Annotated in this window: 13 protein-coding genes and 1 pseudogene; 11 read left to right on the top strand and 3 right to left on the bottom strand. The window is 37.9% G+C overall.

Annotation, left to right across the window (positions count from 1 at the left end; all coding sequences use genetic code 11):
- Positions 1–13: 13 nt before the first annotated feature.
- From GQR56_RS14550 to GQR56_RS14515, 8 genes are all read left to right on the top strand, one after another.
- Positions 14–565, top strand: a complete 552-nt coding sequence (locus GQR56_RS14550) for a MotA/TolQ/ExbB proton channel family protein (protein ID WP_166112745.1) — start codon at positions 14–16, stop codon at positions 563–565.
- Positions 558–971: a biopolymer transporter ExbD gene (locus GQR56_RS14545; RefSeq protein ID WP_166112742.1), complete on the top strand. Its 414-nt coding sequence runs from the start codon at positions 558–560 to the stop codon at positions 969–971. Before GQR56_RS14550 ends, GQR56_RS14545 begins: the two co-directional genes overlap by 8 nt.
- Before the next feature lie 138 nt (positions 972–1,109).
- Entirely contained in the window at positions 1,110–3,203 is a 2,094-nt protein-coding gene (locus GQR56_RS14540; protein WP_166112739.1) for a TonB-dependent receptor, read from the top strand.
- A gap of 48 nt (positions 3,204–3,251) precedes the next feature.
- Positions 3,252–4,307 carry a ChuX/HutX family heme-like substrate-binding protein gene (locus tag GQR56_RS14535; RefSeq protein ID WP_166112736.1) on the top strand — a complete coding sequence of 352 codons (1,056 nt, stop codon included), beginning with the start codon at positions 3,252–3,254 and terminating at the stop codon, positions 4,305–4,307.
- Positions 4,308–5,039: 732 nt separating this feature from the next.
- Complete coding sequence (locus GQR56_RS14530) at positions 5,040–8,894, top strand: S8 family serine peptidase (RefSeq protein WP_166112733.1); 3,855 nt, start codon at positions 5,040–5,042, stop codon at positions 8,892–8,894.
- Positions 8,895–9,274: 380 nt separating this feature from the next.
- Complete coding sequence (locus GQR56_RS14525; protein ID WP_240920940.1) at positions 9,275–10,774, top strand: sensor domain-containing diguanylate cyclase; 1,500 nt, start codon at positions 9,275–9,277, stop codon at positions 10,772–10,774.
- Positions 10,775–11,026: 252 nt separating this feature from the next.
- Positions 11,027–11,236: a cold-shock protein gene (locus GQR56_RS14520; protein ID WP_002959120.1), complete on the top strand. Its 210-nt coding sequence runs from the start codon at positions 11,027–11,029 to the stop codon at positions 11,234–11,236.
- Between the two features lie 150 nt (positions 11,237–11,386).
- Positions 11,387–12,106 (top strand): transporter substrate-binding domain-containing protein, encoded by a 720-nt coding sequence (locus GQR56_RS14515; RefSeq protein WP_197112145.1) that lies wholly within the window; start codon positions 11,387–11,389, stop codon positions 12,104–12,106.
- Position 12,107: 1 nt separating this feature from the next.
- Here the strand turns inward: GQR56_RS14515 and GQR56_RS14510 are convergent, their stop codons facing one another.
- The gene (locus tag GQR56_RS14510) at positions 12,108–12,788 is read right to left on the bottom strand and encodes a transporter substrate-binding domain-containing protein (protein ID WP_166112730.1); all 681 of its coding nucleotides are present in this window, start codon (positions 12,786–12,788) and stop codon (positions 12,108–12,110) included.
- A 55-nt stretch (positions 12,789–12,843) separates the two neighbouring features.
- Here GQR56_RS14510 and GQR56_RS14505 point away from each other — a divergent pair.
- Positions 12,844–14,403: pseudogene (locus GQR56_RS14505) on the top strand (IS3 family transposase).
- A 433-nt stretch (positions 14,404–14,836) separates the two neighbouring features.
- On the opposite strand, the gene GQR56_RS14500 reads toward GQR56_RS14505, so the two are convergent.
- Together GQR56_RS14500 and udk are read right to left on the bottom strand one after the other, a co-directional pair.
- Complete coding sequence (locus tag GQR56_RS14500) at positions 14,837–16,063, bottom strand: NupC/NupG family nucleoside CNT transporter (RefSeq protein ID WP_024613088.1); 1,227 nt, start codon at positions 16,061–16,063, stop codon at positions 14,837–14,839.
- A 17-nt stretch (positions 16,064–16,080) separates the two neighbouring features.
- Complete coding sequence (gene udk / locus GQR56_RS14495) at positions 16,081–16,713, bottom strand: uridine kinase (RefSeq protein ID WP_007583533.1); 633 nt, start codon at positions 16,711–16,713, stop codon at positions 16,081–16,083.
- A gap of 192 nt (positions 16,714–16,905) precedes the next feature.
- On the opposite strand from udk, the gene GQR56_RS14490 reads away from it, so the two are divergent.
- Both GQR56_RS14490 and deoD read left to right on the top strand, forming a co-directional pair.
- Positions 16,906–18,138, top strand: a complete 1,233-nt coding sequence (locus GQR56_RS14490) for a phosphopentomutase (protein ID WP_166112728.1) — start codon at positions 16,906–16,908, stop codon at positions 18,136–18,138.
- The gene (gene deoD, locus GQR56_RS14485) at positions 18,138–18,839 is read left to right on the top strand and encodes a purine-nucleoside phosphorylase (RefSeq protein WP_008166941.1); all 702 of its coding nucleotides are present in this window, start codon (positions 18,138–18,140) and stop codon (positions 18,837–18,839) included. Before GQR56_RS14490 ends, deoD begins: the two co-directional genes overlap by 1 nt.
- The last annotated feature ends 822 nt before the right edge of the window (positions 18,840–19,661 follow it).

Genomic DNA, 19,661 nt, shown 5'->3' with positions numbered 1-19,661 from the left:
TAAGAGTATTCAAATGGAATCTGTATTTAATGCCATTGGCGTAATGGCTTGGCCATTATTGTGTTTATCAATAATTGCATTGGCTATTGTACTAGAGCGCAGTTACGTACTTGTATTTGCTAAGTGGCAGTTACAACAGCACAAGGCAGGGAGTAGCCAATTTGCAAGCGCACTTAAAAGCAGGCAACAACAACCCAGTGAGCAGCGCTTACAGTGGTGCCAATTATATTTGCAAGATTGTGTAGTTAATTGGCGTAAGCGATTAAATATGCTTAGTTTACTCGCCTCTTTAAGCCCATTAATGGGATTGTTAGGAACCGTATGGGGGTTGGTGGTGATGTTTAAAAATATTGCACAAACAAATCAAGCCGTTACTCCTGCATTATTAGCAGATGGATTGTGGGAAGCTATGTATTCAACTATGGCCGGGTTGGTTATCGCTATTCCGTGTTTATTAGCCAGTGGATTATTAAACGGTTTACTTGATGGGCTGCAAAATGAATTTACGCGAATTATTAATCACTTAAATTATAAATTTACATTTAACGAACTTCCTCATGCTTGAGCTACCAACAACCAATTCAAAAACAGTTTTATTACCCGATTTAACTGCTTTATTAGATGTACTGTTTATTTTATTGGTGTTTCTATTGCTCACCGCAGCAGTAAAATTAAATATGCTTGATGTCACGTTGCCTGACACCGGCAAAAACACGAGCACACCGGTCCAACAGGCTGATGTACAGGTATTAAGTGTACGTATACATAATGGCAAAGCACAATATGGACTCGAACAACAATTATATGACTCGCTAAGTAGCGCCATAGCAGGATTAAAAGTAGTAAAGCAAGATATTCCTCTTTATTTAGCGGTTGATGAGCAAGTACCAAGTGGAGATCTTGTTGCATTGTTAGCGGCACTTTCAGCAGAAAAATATCAAATTGCAAATATTTTAGTTAAAAGCGAGTGATAATTATTATCATTTAAGTGTTATTTTGTTATAGTGCATCCGCTTTAGGTTACTAGGGGCTACGGCTAAAGCGTTATGTAACTAAACACTGGCCAAGTGCGGTGTTTAAACTAAATAAAACTATAAATGGAGTTAATTATGCGCCTTTCAAAACTGGCTTTATGTATTGCCAGCGTTTCAATGCCTCTTATGGCTGCTGAGCCTGAAATAACAAACAGTTCAGACACACAAACCCCAGTAACAGCATTAGATGCCGTAACAGTAACAGCTACGCGTACCGAAAAATCAGCTTTAAATTCAGCCCAAGCAGTTAACGTTATTACCGAACAACAAATAGAGCGAGTACTTGCCAGTACTTTATTTGACAGCCTAACTAATGTTCCTAATGTTACATCAACGGGTGGACCTAGAAGTGGGGGTCAAAAATTTAGCGTACGAGGCTTTAGTGATGCTGAAGATGTATTAATAAGTGTAGACGGCGCTATTCAAACTTTTGAAAAGTATAGAATGGGTAGCTTTTTTTCAGACCCTGAACTTTATCGCTCTGTGAGCATAAAGCGCGGACCAAGTACGGTGTTACATGGCGGTGGCGCACTTGGTGGCGTGGTAGAAATGGAGCTTAAAGATGCGAGCGACTTTTTAGCCCCTAACGAAAAAGCGGGCGCCAAGGTTAAGCTTGGGCACCATGGTAATAATAATGAAAATAACGGTACAGTTTACGCCTATGCCAGACCAACTGAGTCACTTGATTTAGTTGCCGCTTATGTAAAAAGAAGCAGTGACGATTTTGAATTATCAAATGGTGAAACACTTGATAACTCTGGTATTGAAGCCGAATCGTTATTACTTAAAGGTGAATATTACTTAAATGAAGACTCCCTTATAGGGATTTCTTATACAAAAAGTGAAGACAGCCAACGAACTGAGTTTAACACTACCGATCCTGGTGCGTGGGGAACCGTTTATAGAACCATAGAGCAATCAGTTACTAATTTAAGTTACGAGCTTAACCCTGCAAATAACCCTTATGTAAATCTAAATGCGCGTTTTGGTTATAGCCAAAGCCATGTTACTGAGAGCGATGGGTCGGGTACGTTAAAAGATTTTATTGGCATAGCCTCTAATTACGAATACAACATAGCTACATTAGATATAGCAAACACTTCGGTACTTAATAAACATACTTTAACGTATGGGGTTCAATATTCAGATAAAGAACGTGTTGGCTCAAAGCTAAGTTACCCTTGCCTTAATTTAGACTTTCAAACATATGAGTGTATTGAATACGCAAACGATGCTGTACAAGATGAAATAACGTCTCAACCAGGCGGCACGCAAAAGCGCTTAGGTGTTTACATTCAAGATGAATTTACATGGCAAGCACTTACACTAACGGGTGGGCTACGTTTTGAAAAATACAAGACAACAGCAACCTCAAACTTTAATGCGTTATTTAGCGAGTTAGATACCGAAACAGAGCACTCTCAAGTTGTACCCGCTATTACAGCTAATTATCAATTAAATAAACAATTCGCTATTTTTGCAAGTTATCAAGAAGGGTTTAGAGCACCATTAATAGATGAATTGTACGACCAATACAGTGGTCGCGATCCGGCTTTAGACCTGCAAGTAGAAAAAAGCAGTAATAAAGAAGTTGGCGTAAGTTATCAAACGCTCAATGTGTTTACTAATAGAGATGCGCTAACAGCTCGTTTTATTTACTTTGATATAGATGTGGATGATGAAATTCAATCAGACACAAGCAACACAACTAACCCTTCACCGTCTCCACGTTATAGCAATATTGGCGACAATCAGCGCGATGGTATTGAGTTTGAGGTTAATTATGCTCACACCATTGGTTATGCCAACCTCTCTTACAGCACTATTTCAGGAGAGGACGAAAATAATGAATCTTTGTGGTATTTACCTGCTGATAAATTAGCGCTTGATGCTGATTTAAACTTTTTTGACGATACCGTTAAAACAGGCCTTAGTATTCAAAATATTGATAAGCGTACTGTGTTTGTTAGTGGTAACGAGGAGCAACAAAAAGGTTATACATTAATAGGAATGAATGCTAGTTGGGATATAAACAAGAGCTGGAACGCACGGGTCGCTATTGATAATTTATTTGATAAAGAATACCAGGTAATAGCAGGCACCGGCGGTGGAATTGGTGATTACGGTGTAGGTCGTAATATTAAAACCCAAGTTAGCTTTAGATTTTAAATTGCTGCTGCAGCATTTGGTGTGTTGCAGCTTTTTTAGGAGCATATAATGAACACGTTACTCAATCAATACCAAGCCTTAAAAGTAGAACAACCGACTATTAAAGCGGTTGATGCCGCTTTAAAACTAGCTACTTCCGAAGCACAATTAGTTGCTGCACAAGTAGGCATTAGCGCAATTAAACTCGATATAAACCATATCGAAAGCATACTTAAAGGTTTAAAAAAACTTGAACATGTGATGGCAATGACTCGAAACGAGCTTGTTGTAAACGAAATTAAAGGTTGTTACGAGAAGCTTTATACATCTGAGCGTAACAATCAGAAAATGGCGATAGCTATAAACCCAGGTGGAATAGACCTAAGACTATTTTTATATAAATGGGCGAGTGTATTCGCCGTTAAGCTAAATAACATGGTAAGTATTCAGTGTTTTGACAAGCACGGCCGAGCTGTTCATAAAATATTTAGTACAGAGCAAACCAATTTAACTGCATACGATGCATTAATTAATAAGTACAGCGACAACGAGCAAAGCACTACTTTAACTGTCGAGCCAAAAGTTATAGATGAATTAAAATTTAAGCCTCTAGAGGCTATTAATGTAACGGGCTTTTTAAAAGCGTGGGAAAACCTTCAAGATGTGCATCATTTTCCTGCATTGTTAACCGAATTTGAAATAGGTAGAACACAAGCTCTTGAGCTAGCACAGCCTAGGTGGGCACAAGAGATCTCTCCTATAAGTTTGCCATTTATATTTGAAACATTAAAAACACAGCAAAATGAAGTGATGATTTTTGTAAATAACGATGCCGCAGTACAAATATATTCAGGTACATTAACTAACTTAAAACAAGCAGGACCTTGGTATAACGTACTGGATGAGGACTTTAATTTACATATTAAAAGTGATGATTTTGCGCGTGCGTTTGTTGTAATAAAACCAACTGATAATGGCGAAACACTTGTTCATTCTATTGAGTTTTTTGATGAGCGAGGAAACACAGTAATGACTTTATTTGGTCGAAGGGTTGAAGGTAAAAAGCAATCAACTGATTGGGTTGAGTTATGCGAGCAACTTAAACAAAAGAATTTAGCTGCTTAGTTTTAACGTAATAATTATGACTTAAATATAGCGATAAATGAGTGCTGAAATTAAGCTCGGTGCACCTTAAATTAAAGGTTGTGATGTTTATTGCTATATTTTTACTTATTTTTATAAAATATTAGCTTACGAGAGATTGAGCTTACTAAGTTAAAGCCTCCCTTGTATGAAAAACATTTCCCTTAAAAGATCTACACCTTTAAAATATATGGCTAAGCTTAAGTTGTGTGTAAAACCTTAAGCTTAACTATTTTTAAAGGAGTAACAATGTTGTTCTTATAGATGAAATTTAAAGCAAAATATATTTACATAGTATACATATCTAATTAAATCGAATATGGAAACCAGCTGTGTGTAAACGAATGTAAATCCCCATTCCTGCAATAAAAAAGTATTGTGAGTAATTCACTTAGTTTTATAGAATATTGATAATGTTGTTTTGTTTTCATTAAAGTTGTTTTAAATCAATTTCTAACATGTTTTTTCTTGTGTTTTATTTTTATTCTATTTTGCTTTTTTACTAATATATCTCTTGTTTTTTTTCATACTAAAAATTAGAACTCTCATGATTCCCTATAAAAGCCTATGCACACTGGATTTACATTTTAATGACATGTGTTATCTTTCGAAAATAACCTCATTTATTTATTTTAATTTAAATCCACTTGAATTTTTTAAATAAATTATCAAAAAATAATAATTAAATGCGTATAAAAGCGCAAGGAGTGTTCAGTGAAGACCCAAGTAGCATTAGCTGTTTCAGCAGCATTATTAACAGTATCATTAAGTTCTGTAGCCGGCGGAAGCAGTGTTCATCAACAAATAGCACTCGCAAAATCAGCAGTTGATAAAACTAAAGCATCATCTAGCTCAATTACTAGCGTAGTTAAAACAGCAAAAAAAATTGTTGTTGAATCAGACCTAGCATCAGGCGAATACACTTATATTGTTCGTTTAGCCGATCTTCCTTTAGCAACCTACGATGGTAGTGTTGTTGGTTTTGCCGCTACAAGCCCTAAAATAGCTAAAAAAGAACTTTTTTCAAAATTAGCTAATAGCAAAATGAGTTCGCAACAAGTACGTAATGAATTACGTTTAGATGTTAAATCTACAGATGCAGTTCAATACACTAACTACCTTGAAGATAAACAGCAAAACTTCCTTTCTAAAGCTCGCCTTTCATTGGGTAAACAAGCAAACGTTGTATATAAATATAAAAATGCATTCAACGGTGTTGCTATGCGCTTAACTCAAGAGCAAGCTGTAAAATTAGCTGCTTTAGATGGCGTAGAATATGTTGAACGTGAACGTATGGAAACAATGGACACTGATACAGGTCCTATCCATATTGGCGCTACTCAAGTATGGCAAGGCGAAGGCAATTCAGCTACTAACATGGGTGAAGGCGTTATTATTGGTGTAATTGATAGTGGTGTAAATACAGACCATGATTCATTTGCCGATATTGGTGGTGATGGCTACAACCATACTAACCCATGGGGCGAAGGTAATTATGTAGGTGATTGTGCCGCTGATTTTGTTGAACTATGTAACGATAAATTAATTGGTGTTCGTTCATACGCAAGTGTTACTGATAACTATGACGATGTAGAAGTGTTTGGTACTACACCGCCAGCTAAAAATGGTGAAGATTACGGCGGTCACGGTTCACATACTGCAAGTACAGCAGGCGGTAATATTTTAAAAAATGTACCGTTAATTGCACTAGAAACTGGTGTATTAGAAAGTGACGGTATTGTTAATGATACATTTTCGTTTGAACAAATATCTGGTGTAGCACCGCATGCTAATATTGTTGCTTACCAAATTTGTAGCCCTGGTAATGCTGATGATAAATATACGGGTTGTCCTGGGGCAGCTATTGTTGCAGCTCTAGACGATGCAGTTGCTGATGGTGTTGATGTATTAAACTACTCTATTAGTGGTGGCGGTAACCCTTGGGCAAGTGCTACTGAACTTGGTTTTTTAGCAGCACAAGAAGCGGGTATTTTTGCCGCAGTATCTGCGGGTAACGATGGTCCAGAAGCGTACACAACATCAAAAAATGCACCTTGGTATACTGTTGTTGGTGCTTCAACGCATGGTAGATCATTAGATAGCTTTGTTACATTTAACGATGAAGCGTTTGCATATTCAAACGGCACAGGTCCTGTGTTTACTGAAATTGTAACTGCTTCTCCTATTACCTCTTTATCTATTGATGCAAATAACTTTGAAGGCTGTAGTGCTTTTGCTGCTGATTCATTTAAAGATGCTGTTGCTGTAATTAGTCGTGGTGCATGTGCATTCTCAGATAAAGTTGCTAATGCAACTGCTGCAGGTGCTGCTGCCGTTATTGTTTACAATAATACTGATGGTGATACACGTCTTACTATGTCAGGCTTAGAAGGCACAACTATTCCTTCTGTAGCTATATCTGAAAACTCAGGTAAAGATTTATTAGATGCATTAGCTTCTACTTCAGGCATGACAATTTCTATCGACCCTGCAATCACTTTGGTTGTTGGTCAAGCTGACGATATGGCTGACTTCTCATCTCGTGGTCCTAACAGCACTACTGCTGATATTATGACTCCTTCTGTTACAGCGCCAGGCGTATCAATTTATGCAGCTTACAATGACCAAGATTTTGGTAATGATGTAACGGCTCCTTCTCCAGGTGACTTTGCCTTTTTACAAGGTACATCAATGTCAGCACCTCATACTTCAGGCGCTGGTGCGGTATTAAAATCTGCACATCCTACATGGACACCAGATAACATTCGTTCAGCATTAATGATGACGGCTACAACCGATGTACGTAAAGAAGACGGTTCAACACCAGCTGACGTATTTGATATGGGCTCAGGTAGTATTCGCGTTAATTTAGCGACTAATACGGGTCTAATCATGGATGAAACGTTTGGTAACTACATGAAGGCAAACCCAGCAACGGGCGGCGTTCCTTTATCACTAAACATTCCTTCAATGACAAATACACAATGTATTGATACGTGTACTTGGACTCGTACATTTACAGCAACTAAAGATGCTAACTGGATTGCAACGCCAGTATCAACATCTAATAATATGTCATTAACTGTTTCACCAACTAGCTTTGATATTAAAGCAGGCGAAACACAAACAGTAACGGTAACTGCTGATGTAAGCGCATCTGCTGCAGATGTATGGAACTTTGGTAGCCTTGAACTAACTTCAGCCGGTTTACCAGATGCTCATTTACCGATTTTAGTGCAAGTAGCTGAAAGCAACTTACCAGCAGCATTATCGGTAGCGGCATCACGCTCAAGCGGTACTTACACATTTACAGATTTAATGTCTAAGAGTTTAAGTAATATTGAAGTTGGTGTGTTTGATAAAAGCTCTGACTTAGTTGAGCCACAAACAGTATTTGTTGAAGATGGTGATTTAGACTTTATAGTACTTACTTTTGATGAAGTTGTACCAAATGTTGTATTTAGTACTTCATCAGCAACTGCGCCTGATATAGATTTACGAGTTTTAGATGGCGAGTTTAATAACATTGGTAGCAGTGCTGGTCCTAACTCAAACGAGTCAGTTACTTTCCTTAACTTACCAGCAGATACTTACTACATTGTTGCAGACAGCTTTACTGCATCAGCACCAGATGCTATTGATGAAGTTGTAATTAGTGCAGCGTCAATCTTAACAAATGAAGATTCTAAGAGTGATACTGTTAGCGCTAGTGTTGAAGAAAGTAATGGTTCATTTGACTTAACGGTTACATGGTCTGATAACGTAAGTAGCAGCTCATTACTATCATTAAAATCAGGTGATGGCTCTACAGAAGTACAAATTCCATTAACAGTATCGTTTGCAGATGATGAAGTAATTGAAACTGTATCTGACGAGATAAAAGCTGAAAGCCAAGTAATAATGCCTGGTGATGCTCAATCTGTTAGCTTTGATATTGAGCCAAACTTTACCAATGCTGATAAGGTTTACACATTAAAAGCAATGGTTACAGAGGGACAAGAAATAGCTAACGTTGATAACGATGGCGTTGTAACTGAAAACACCGTTGAGTGGACTGTTACACGTGTAGCGGGTGAGTCAACAGAGACTATGACAGTGGGCTTTGATTTAATTCCTAGACAAGGAGGAACTAACAAAGAACTAGTGTTAACTAATACAATTGATGGCAGTACAGTTGAATCTACTTATAGCTTTGGCGTTGTAGAAGTAGCACCAGTAGCTGCAGCTAACGATGTATCAAGTGCACGAGAAGGCACTAGCGTAACTATGGATGGCTCTATCTCTAGCGATGCTAACAACGATGCATTAACTTACGCTTGGAAACAGTTATCAGGAACCCCAGTTAGCTTAAGTGGTAGTGATTCATCAATTAGCTTTGAAGCACCACAAGTTTCTGGTGATGAAGTAATTGCTTTCCAACTAGAAGTTAGTGATGGAAACGGTAACTCAGATACAACAGTAGCAACTGCAACTATTACAGAAAACAAAGGTAGTAGTGGTTCATTCGGTTGGTTAATAGCATTATTAACTCCTGTGTTATTTGCTCGTCGCAGAAAAAATAACTTATAATTTTTATTAATAAATAAAACTTTATAAACAAAAGCCATTAACATTGCGTTAATGGCTTTTTTAGTTTGCTTATCTTTAAATTTATTTATAGGTTTAAAAACTAAATGCAAAAATTTTACTCTATCTACTTATACAGCACTCAGCGTGATCATTTACAAAGCTTCAAATTATTAATCAAATACATGTGTAACTTTAATGTTAATATTTGATGTGTAAATGTTCGCATAATATTATTTTAACCGTTATAATTGAATGTTTTATACACATTTATTAGCGTCAGTAACTTTAACTTCGCTTTGGAAGATAACACTTTGCGGTATAGACTATTACCTGCTTTAAACCTCCGACTTCTTATTTTACTTTTAGCGTTAACGGCTTCTTTGAGCACTCTTGTAAGTGGTTTTTATTCGACTTACCAAGTACAAAAAGAGCAATTAATAAATTATACGCTCAAAAGTAATTACGCTTACGCCAGAAAATTAGCCTCTGCAACTGACAGCTTTTTAGAAGCCGCAATGCAACAAGTCGCTTATTCTGCAAAAATAGTAGAACAACAAATTGAAGACGATAATTTGTTAAAACAAGAAGTCATTCGGTTAAATCTCCAAACAAATAGTTTTAACTCTGTTGTTATTAATAAGGGCGGAATTGTTGTTGCTACTTCCCCTGAGCTTCCTGAACTAATCAATCAGCCTATTTCATCTACCGGTGCACTCCAGGCTGCAAAAGAAAAACGACCTTTAATTAGTAATCCTTATATGTCGGTTGCAGGAAATTTAATCATCTTTATTTCGCATCCATTATTTAATACCCAAGGTGATTATTTAGGTTATATAGGCGGGACTTTATATTTGAATGAGCCAAATACTTTAAATAACTTACTTGAGCAGCATTACTATCGACAGGGAACATACATCTATGTAATAGATGCGAATAAACGCATTCTTTATCACCCTGACCCTAAATATGTTGGTTTATATGCAGGGGATAACTCTATTATTAATAGCGTTATAGCAGGTAAGGCTGGTACTTCTGAGACGACAAACAGACAAGGTGAAGGGATGCTAGCGGGTTTTGCACCTGTTACGCGTGCAAAGTGGAGAATTGTAGCGCAGCGCTCTGTTAGAGCCACACTCACTTCGCTTGATTTACTTATAGTTGAAGTAATTAAACGTACCTTACCTCAAGCTATTATTACTTTTATTTTAATAGGCTTTTTTGCTCACTTTATTTCAAGACCGCTTAAACAACTTGCTGATAGAGTAAATACCCTTGATGATCCGGTAAGTTTTGAAAAGCTCAAAAATGTTAAATCGTGGTATTTTGAAAGCCAAAGATTAAAGCTTGCGATGCTTAAAGGTGTCAATATTTTACAAATGCAAATAGGGCAATTACGCCACGATGCAGAAACAGATCCTTTAACCAATACCCATAACCGTAGAAGCTTAAATGGTTTGCTTAACCAACTTATGGTTAAACAAACACCGTTTGCGCTTTTAGAAATTGATATTGATTTTTTTAAACGTGTAAACGATACCTTTGGGCATGGCGTTGGCGACGAAGCACTTAAATCACTCACTAACATAATTAAAAACTTGTCACGAAAAGACGATATTGTTGCTCGAATTGGTGGCGAAGAGTTTGTGCTTGTTTTACCTAATGAAAGCAGTGAAAGTGCTTTAAAAATAGCTGAACGACTGCGCATGACCGTTGAATCAACAAATATGAAAACCATTGGCTTTATTACTATTTCTATTGGGATTGCAACATGGCCTAAGCATAGTAATGATATAGACCAAGTATATAAATGTGCAGATAAAGCGCTTTATCACGCAAAAGAGCATGGTCGAAACCGTTGTATAGTGGCACAAGGAGATTAAAGTTAGCCTTTTAAAGGTTTAATATTTTAATTAGCCCTGAGCTTAAATATTACTCTATAAGTACTTGACATACATTTTTAATTCTATATAGTAAGCCGCAGCTAGAAAGAAAGCATGTAAGCTATAAATCTCCATTTCGATGTTGTATAAGTAATACTTGTAGTACCGTCCTGAAGTTTTTAAAGTACCATCTCATTTTTTGCTACACCCGCTCATATGAGCATATTTTTTATTTTATATCAGGATATTACAATGTCTAACATCGTATCAGGTACAGTTAAGTGGTTTAATGAGTCTAAAGGTTTTGGTTTCATCGAGCAAGAAAATGGTCCAGACGTTTTCGCACATTTCTCAGCAATCAAAAGCGAAGGTTTCAAAACTTTAGCTGAAGGCCAACGTGTAGAGTTTACTCTTTCACAAGGTCAAAAAGGTCCACAAGCTGATAACATCACAGCTGTATAATTTTACTTTTTAAGTAAAATGAAAAAAAAGCGCTTAAGGCGCTTTTTTTGTGTCTAAAATTTGACTGTTAGCTACCGGAGCCTATTATTTAAGGATATAAATTAACTCGGTAAAACTCCCATTCTCAAATGTATTCTTTTCCTCGTTGTTTTGTTTACGGCTCATACCTTAAAGGCTGAGAGTTTTAAACTTATTATCTACACAGAACACTTTGCACCTTATAACTTTAAAAATGACAGTGGTCAGCTCGTTGGTATTAATCTTGATATTATAAAAAGCGTGTGTGTATCAGCTCAAATAATATGCGAGTTCCAATTGTTTCCTTGGAAGCGGGCTTATAGCTCTGCTCAAAAAAATCCCCATTCTGCAATAATCTCAATAGCTAAAACCAATATTCGTGAGCCTTTATTTAATTGGGTTGGACCACTTGCATCTAGCCAAACTTTTTTCTATAAGCTAAAAACTAATCAACAACTCACAATGAGTAATTTAAAAGATGCAAAGCAATATTCTTTAGGAATCGTTAGAGGCGATATATATGAATCGTTAGTAGATAAAATAGGTTTTAAAGTGGGTGAGAATTTACTAACATTTGGAGAAGAAAACCAATATATGAATTTGTTTTTAAAAAAGAAAATAGATCTTATTTTAGGTTCTGAATTTACTATTAAGTATCAACTCGAACCCTTTGGTTATAAAGTAAGTGATGTAGTGAGGCTTCAAGAATTACCTATTCCTGAAGTAACAGGAAATTACATCGCATTTAATAAGTCAGTTCCTGATCATATTATAAAACGCTTTAACAAAGAGTATAAAAAGTTAAAAATGAAAGATAGTTTTGCAGTGTATAAGCACCGCTATATTTACTAACCTATTTTTTGTAAGGCAACTCTTTGGCTTGTTTTACTGACATAAATGCAGCTTGTAATGCTTTAATTAAATGAGGATCTGTTTGTTTATTTGCCGCCAGGTAGGCGTCTACAGTTAACTCATCTATTTTATAAATAAAGTTTAAATGCCCTTTTTTTAGTCCTAAGTAGTCGCTCATTTGCTGCATATAAAGGGGATCGTCCACAATTAAATCTACTTTTTTAGCGAGTAGTAAATCATATGATTTTTGAATGTCACTTGTTAGCACCACTTCAAAACCATACTTTAAAAGGGTTTGCGTAGAAAAGTCATTTCGTTGCATGGCGATTTTATAGCGCTTAGCTTGTTCTAGTGTCTCAACACTAATATCTAAACGCTCAGAAAGAGTAATAAAGCCCATATAAAACTTACCTACAGGTGCTATCCAATAAAACTCGTCTTCTCTTTCCGTAGTGCGTGCTAGGCTATATATAAAGGTGTTTTTTATCTCACTAGCAACCTTATAGGCACGTGCCCAAGGATACATACGAATGTCAGGTGTTAACTTTGCCGCGTCAAATAAACCTCTAACAGACTCTGTAACTATGCCGTTTACTTTACCATTAACCAAGGTTTGGTTAGGTGGAGATAATTCAGTAACAACAAGAAAAGTCTCTTTTGCCTGACTAAATACAGCGCTCACTAACCCCCTGTGTCAGGATAGTTGTCGCCTCTAACTTTTAATAGAGGCAGATAAAATGAGACGTCGATTTACACAAGAATTTAAAGTTCAAGCTGTTGAAAAAGCATTATCTCAATGTGATGATATTCGCCTAGAAGATATTGCGCTTGATTTAGGCATCGGTTATTCAACCTTGCAACGATGGATCGCGCTTGCTAAAAACCATGAACTTGAAACTAAAAATAATGGTAGTCACATGACAACAGAAAAACGCCCTCATGACTGGAGCTTAGAAGAAAGGCTTAACGCCATTATTGAATGTGCGAGTTTAGATGAAGCAGCTCTTAATGAATATTGCCGTGCTAAGGGGCTTTACCCGCATCATATTAAACAATGGAAGCAAGATTTTGCTAAAGGGCCTTCAACGAAGCCCGTAAAATCAGACAGTAAACAGCTCAAACAAGAAATTAAGCAGCTTCAAAAAGAGCTTAATCGTAAAGACAAAGCGTTAGCAGAAACAGCCGCCTTACTTGTACTCAAAAAAAAAGCAGATGCGCTTTGGGGTTTCAACGAGGACGATTAACCAGCTCAACTGAGCGTCATGAATTGATAAAGCTCATTACCGACGCGCAGAAATCAGGGGCAAGGCAAGAAAAAGCATGTGAGTTACTTGGTCTAACGGCAAGAACAATTCAACGCTGGATTGAAGCTGATGATATGACAGATAAGCGAACAAGTACGATAAAGCGACCACCTAACAGGCTAACTGAATTAGAGCAGCAGCGTATAATTAAGACGGTTAATTCAATAGAATATGGGCATTTACCACCCAGCAAGATAGTCCCTAAACTATTGGATAAAGATGTGTGGATAGCATCAGAAAGCTCGTTTTATCGCGTTATGAAATCGCGTTATGAAATCGCATAAATTATTAACACACAGAGAAAAAGTTAAACCAAATAAAAAGATAAAAAAGCCAAAAGCACTCAGGGCAACACGTGTAAACGAAATTTATACATGGGATATCACGTATTTGCCAACAGCTGTTAAAGGTCAGTTTTTATACTTATATTTAGTGATGGATATTTATAGTCGAAAAATAGTTGGTTGGCAGGTTCATGACACACAACTAAGCACACTGGCGGCTGATTTAATGGTAGATATTTGCAGGCGAGAGCAGGTAAAGCCTGAGCAAGTCACGTTGCACTCGGATAATGGCAGTCCAATGAAAGGGGCAACGTTATTAGCGACATTGCAGGAGTTAGGTATTGTTCCTTCATTTAGCCGACCGTCTGTGAGTAATGATAATCCTTATTCTGAATCGCTATTTAAGACGTTAAAGTATCGCCCGGAATACCCTGAGACAGCCTTTGAAAGCATGGGTAGCGCAAGAAAGTGGGTTAGCGGATTTGTTGATTGGTACAACGATGAGCACTTGCACAGCGGTATTAAATTTGTCACGCCAAACCAGCGTCATTTAGGATTAGATGAAGCGATACTAGCGAAACGTCATCAGGTAAATGAGATGGCGAAATTACAGAATCCAAGTCGTTGGTCAGGAAAGTCTCGAGATTGGACGATGATCAATGAAGTAAATTTAAATCCAGAGAAAAAAGAAGCAATGCGGGCGGCATAAAATTTAATTTGATGCGACAACTAACTTGAAAAACTCCGCTAAACACATAAGATAAAAAAGATATTTCAAAATAGAGAGCCATTTTTAGTTAATATAACAAGTAATAAGTGTGGCTTAAAATATTAAAAACACAAAACAGAGAGAGTAATAAAATGAGTTCTATACGTTGATTTATAAAATATTGATACAGAGCAGTGCAGAGAGGATTGCTGAGAATAACCAAATAACGAAGTTTTTATCTTATTACATATACGATTTACTTACCTTAAAAAAGCACACTTAATTAAGCTAACTGGCATTAAAATATAAAGCCCTAAAACGATAAAAGGGCCTTGCGGCCCTTGGTGAAGTATCGTTCAAATCAGATAGTGCTTTAACCCCTTAAAGCGCTATCCTATTGTTTTGCAACACCGGTGTTCGTCTCAATAAGTTTCTAAGCTAGCGAGAGGAAAAACCCAGCAATTGCTGCGCTCATAAGGTTAGCCATAGATCCTGCTAACACTGCTCTGAGCCCTAAGCGTGCGATATCCTTTCGCCGACTAGGCGCCATACCGCCTAACCCACCTAGTAAAATGGCTATCGATGATAAGTTAGCAAACCCACATAAAGCAAAAGTAACGATTGCCTGTGTGTGCGCGCTTAACGTATCGCGATAATTTATAAAGTCTAAGTAAGCAACAAACTCATTTACTACTATCTTTTGACCAATAAAGCTGCCGGCTATAATCGCTTCATCCCATGGCACACCTAGTAACCATGCAACTGGAGCAAATACATAACCTAATATTTCTTGAAGCGTTAATGTTGGGTAATCAAACCACCCGCCAATACCGCCTAATAAACCGTTTAATAGTGCAATTAGCGCTACAAAAGCAAGTAACATTGCACCTACATTAAGTGCTAAATGCATACCGTTTGCAGCACCTGATGCAGCTGCATCAATTACATTTACAGGCTTATCTTCGTCATCTAAATCTAAATCAGCTAAGTTATCTCTAGGCGTTTCAGTTTCTGGCACAATCATTTTTGCCATTAAGAAACCACCTGGTGCAGCCATAAAGCTCGCTGCTATTAAATACTTAAGATCTACGCCAATAATTACGTAACCGGCCATTACAGAGCCTGCTACAGTGGCTAAGCCACCTACCATTACTGCAAACAATTCCGATTTTGTCATCGTTGCTATAAATGGCTTAACTATTAACGGTGCTTCAGTTTGGCCAACAAAAATATTTGCCGTTGCTGAAAGCGATTCTGTGCGAGAGGTCTTCAATAATTTTTGTAAACCACCGCCTAAAATCCTAATTATCCAATCCATAATGCCAAGGTGATATAACACAGCAACAAGCGCTGAGAAAAACACGATAACGGGCAAAACTTGAATTGCAAAAATAAAACCTAATGTGTCTTGTGAGGCGAGTGGACCAAATAAAAACCCAATACCATCATTAGCATAACCAATTACGGATGAAACGCCTTTCGATACACTTGTTAATACATCTTTGCCTGCTTCAAAAAACAGTACAAAACCGCCAATGATAACTTGCAGAGCAAACGCTATACCAACGGTTCTTAAATTAATTGCCTTGCGATTAGTTGACGCAGCAAAGGCAATGCTTAGTAGCACACACATGCCTACTAAGCTCATAAATGTTGTCATACAAATGTTTCCCGTTGTTATTCTTGTAGTAAATATTTAATTTTACTTTTTATTATATCAATCGCAACGCGGTTCATGCCGCCTCGAGTCACAACTAAATCAGCGTTATGCTTAGAAGGCTCAATGAATTGATAAAACATCGGTCTAACAGTTGCTTGATACTGCTCAACAACAGATTGTAATGTTCTGCCTCGTTGTTCCATATCACGTTGCATACGACGCATTAAACAAATATCTAAAGGTGTGTCTATAAACACCTTAATATCAAATTCTTTATTAAGCGCTTTATCACTCAATAGTAAAATACCTTCAACAATGAGTATTTTAGCAGCAGGCACTCGACGTGTAGTTGCGCTACGTGTGTGCTGTGCATAATCATACGTTGGTACTTCAACTGAGTTACCACAACGAAGTTGCGTTAAATGCTCAAGCATTAACGCGTGTTCAAATGCATCTGGATGGTCGTAATTTGTTTGCGTACGATGAGCCATCGGCAAATGCGACTGATCCTTGTAATAAGCATCTTCTTCAATAATGGCGATAGCGCCTGGTTCAAGCTCATTAACCAGTTCATTGTAAATTGTTTGGCTAAAAAGAGATTTGCCCGACGCCGATGCGCCCGCAATGGCTATAATAGTAGTTCGTGTCACTAAAGTTCTCATCCACACAGAAAGATATATTGTTGGTAGATCACAATAGCAAAAAAGACACGATTAATCTCTTTTGCTTCGCTCAAGAGTGCAAATTTATAATGTTTAGGTTTTATGAAACAGGACTTTTGTCCTGTACGGAAAATTCCAAGAGCGGATAAAGTAACCACCTAGAAACAAAGTGAGGTCAAAATGGCAAGAGCAATTATTTTAATGGCAGATAGCCTAGGAATCGGTGCAGCACCAGATGCAGATAAATTCGGCGATCTTGGGGCTAATACATTCGCTCACTTATTAAAAGCATATTACGACGAAACAGGCAGTGCACTGTCGCTTCCTAATTTATCTAAACTAGGATTAGTGGATGCATGTGAAGCTGCCGGTGGAGAAACCTGTTTAGTATCTGACCGCCAAGCACCAGAAGGTGCATGGGGTTACGCTAAAGAAATTTCTAGCGGAAAAGACACACCATCAGGTCACTGGGAAATGGCAGGCGTGCCTGTATTGTTTGAGTGGGGATATTTCCCAAAAACACAGCCAAGTTTCCCACAAGAATTTATAGACGAGTTTATTGCTCGTACAGGTATTCCTGGCATTTTAGGCAATTGCCATGCATCAGGAACAACCATTTTAGAACAGCTAGGTGAAGAACACGTAAAAACAGGTAAACCAATCTGTTACACCTCAGCTGATAGCGTGTTTCAAATAGCCGCGCATGAAGAGTCATTCGGTCTAGAAAAGCTTTATCAAGTCTGCGAAATCGCACGGGCGCTACTTGATGAAATGAATATAGGACGAGTGATTGCGCGGCCATTTTTGGGTTCAAATAGTCAAGACTTTGCCCGTACGGGTAATCGTCGTGATTATTCAGTACTTCCGCCAGCACCAACATTGCTAGATGTACTAGCAAAAGACGGCGGCGAAGTAATTAGTATTGGTAAAATTTCAGATATTTACGCGCATCAGGGCATAACCCAAAAGCACAAAGCACCAGGGCTTATGAACTTGCTAGAAAAAACCAGCGAAGTAATGAAAAGCGCGCCAGATCACAGCTTAATTTTTACTAATTTAGTTGATTTTGATGAAAAATTTGGCCATCGACGTAATCCAGTAGGATACGCAAAAGCATTAAAAGAATTTGATGACTATTTACCAACTATACTAAGCCAGTTAAACGCAGATGATGTATTGTTGATCACTGCAGATCACGGCTGTGACCCAACCTTTCCAGGTTCTGAGCACACCCGTGAATACGTACCCGTTATTGCATACCAACCAGGTATGAGTAACACACCATTAGGTGAACGCAACAGCTTTGCAGATATAGGTCAAACACTGGCTCAGTGGTTTAACTTATCTGCGCTTGATTACGGCGATAGCTTTTTAAATAAGCTAACAACGCCAACTAAAAAGGAAAACAATTAATGAGTACTCCGCATATCAGTGCAAACGTTGGTGATTTCGCCGAAACAGTATTAATGCCAGGCGATCCGCTACGTGCGCAATATATTGCTGAAAACTTTTTAGATGATGCAGTACAAGTTACAGGCGTTCGTAACATGTACGGTTTTACTGGTACTTATAAAGGTAAACCAGTAAGCATTATGGGTTCAGGCATGGGCATTCCATCAATGTCTATTTATGCACGTGAGCTAATTGTAAGCTTTGGCGTTAAAAATATTATACGTATTGGTACGTGTGGCGGTATTGGTACCGACATTAAAATTCGTGACGTGATTTTTGCACAAGGTGCAAGCACCGATTCAAACGTAAACCGTGCACGTGTGCGTGGTTGTGATTTTGCAGCAATTGCAGACTTTGACCTACTTTTAAACGGCGTAAACGCAGCTAAAGAGCTTGGTATTAAAGCTAAAGTTGGTAACGTATTTACTACCGACACATTCTACCAAGCAGACGACTCGTTCTATAAAGATTTAGACAAGTTAGGTATGTTAGCAGTAGATATGGAAACAGCTGGTTTATACGGCGTTGCAGCTGAGTACGGCGCAAAAGCAATGGCATTATTCACAGTAAGTGACCATGTGATCACTGGCGAAGCAACACCAGCTGACGAACGTCAAAGCACGTTTAACGAAATGGTTAAAATTGCATTAGAGTCTATCTAATCTTAGCAATTGAATTAGCAAACAGTTCCTTGGTAACGTATTCACTAAGTTTTGGAGACACGCCCAAAGTGAAGTGAGACTAAACCTCCAAAGCCGCATTTATTGCGGCTTTTTTTATGCCTGAAGAAAATTAAGTTATCACAAGCTATGTTCTAGATATAAAACCTCACCTACCAAAGCGTAAACACCCAACCCGTAGGTGCGATTTTACATCGCGCTCATGCAACATGGCTTCAATGCTTTAATATATTAAAAGCGAGGTATAAAATCTCACCTACAAAAATGCAAACACCGACCCTGTAGGTGCGATTTTACATCGCGCTCATGTAACGTGGCTTCAATGCTTCAATATATTAAAAGCGAGGTATAAAACCTCACCTACCAAAGCGTAAACACCGAACCCGTAGGTGCGATTTTACATCGCGCTCATGTAACGTGGCTTCACGCTTTAACGCTTTAACGTCTTAAAGTAAAAGCGAGGTATAAAACCTCACCTACTAAAACATAAACACCGAACCCGTAGGTGCGATTTTACATCGCGCTCATGTAACGTGGCTTCAATGCACCAATGCATTAAAAGCGAGGTATAAAACCTCACCTACCAAAACATAAACACCGAACCTGTAGGTGCGATTTTACATCGCGCTCATGTAACGTGGCTTCAATGCACCAATGCATTAAAAGCGAGGTATAAAACCTCACCTACCAAAACATAAACACCGAACCTGTAGGTGCGATTTTACATCGCGCTCATGTAACGTGGCTTCAATGCACCAATGCATTAAAAGCGAGGTATAAAACCTCACCTACCAAAACATAAAC

Origin of the sequence: Pseudoalteromonas sp. Z9A5 (genome assembly GCF_011378875.1) — a bacterium.
Lineage (GTDB): Bacteria > Pseudomonadota > Gammaproteobacteria > Enterobacterales > Alteromonadaceae > Pseudoalteromonas.
The sequence above is the reverse complement of the archived record's forward strand: the minus strand, read 5'-3'. Positions and strand labels throughout refer to the sequence as shown.